At 75.3% G+C, this 1346-nt stretch carries 1 protein-coding gene; it reads left to right on the top strand.

The annotated features are described in order from the left end of the window. On the top strand, window positions 1-1219 hold a 1219-nt coding region (locus AB0J67_RS41190), incomplete at its 5' end, for a DUF6493 family protein (RefSeq protein WP_363491272.1). Window positions 1220-1346: the final 127 nt, after the last annotated feature.

Consider the following 1346-nt stretch of genomic DNA (forward strand, 5'->3'; position numbering starts at 1 on the left):
GTCGGCGCGGTCGGAGCCGAGGTGGTTGAAGTCCTGGTTGAACCGGATGACCGGCGCCGTGACGGCGGTCAGGTTAACCACCGGTGCCGACCTGTTCCGGGCCGAGACCGACGTGCCCAGCCGGGTGCTGCGCCTGCTGCGCGGCTCGGACAGCCGGCTGCACCTGGCGCTCGCGGCGCGGCTGGGGGAGATGTCGGTGCAGCTGGGCCGACGCCCGGTGCCGGTGCTGATGGCCACCCCGACGCACGCCAACGGCCGGTTGGCGCCGGAGGTGCTGCTGCGGCGGCTGGAGCAGGCCGAGCGTGAGGGCTGGCAGCCCTGGGGCATCGACCTGGACCAGGCCCTGCTGCGGCTGCCGCGGGAGGTGGACCGGTCGGTGGCCACCGCGGCGCTGCGGCTGCGCTCACCCGCCGGTGCCGCCTTCGCGCGCTGGATCAGCGGCCCGGTGCCCGATCCGGTGTCGCTGCGGCGGGACCAGACCGCCGGCACGACACCCCCGCGGCACTACTGGGAGCACGGGCCGGCACAGCGCCGAGTCGTCGCGATCGAGCCGCCGTCGCATGTCGGCCCGCTCATGCGGGAGCTGATGACGATCAGCCGCGCCGATCGTCCGGCGTGGTCGGTCGGTGACATCGAGCTGCCGGAGCACTGGGCGGCCGCGCTGCCCTCGCACCGCGAGGTGGTCGCGGCGGCCGCGCTGCCGAGGCTGGCGGCACTGGCCGACACCGACCAGGAGGGCGGTGGCGTGCTGCTGGCCCACCTGGCCGAGTGCGCGGGTCCGGCGGGTCCGGCGGTGAGCCTGGCGCTGGCGTACGGTCTGGCCGCCCGCTCCGCGTCGGACCGGATCGGGGCGGTGGACGGGCTGCTCGGCCTCGCCGCGACCGGTGACCTGGACGGCGCGGCCGTGGGCCGCGAGCTGGGTGAACTGGCCGCCGCCGGGGTGCTGAAGGTGAACCGGATCGCCACCGCCCTCGACGACGCCGCAGCCGCGGGCGCGGTCATGGCCGTGTGGCAGATCGCCGCGGCGGCGCTGGAGCCACTGTCCGAGCTGGACAAAGCGCGACCGGGAACGGCCGACCTGCTGGCCGTCGCGGCCCGCTGTGCCCGCTCCGTCGGCGTGACGGCGCTGCCGCCGTGGGTGGCCACGCTGGCCGCGCGAGGCGGTTCGAGCCGCCTCACGGCCGAGGCCCGCGAACTCCGGTCCGCGCTGGCCGGCTGAGGCGCGAGCGGGCACCTTGCGGTTGCGATTGCGGCTGCGGCGCGGCGGCGCCGCCGCCCGCTTTTGATAGACGTTGGCCTATCTGGATGACTTCGATCTCGAAAACTTCATCCAGATAGGCCAACGT

The organism is Catellatospora sp. NPDC049609, from assembly GCF_040675365.1.
Lineage (GTDB): Bacteria > Actinomycetota > Actinomycetes > Mycobacteriales > Micromonosporaceae > Catellatospora.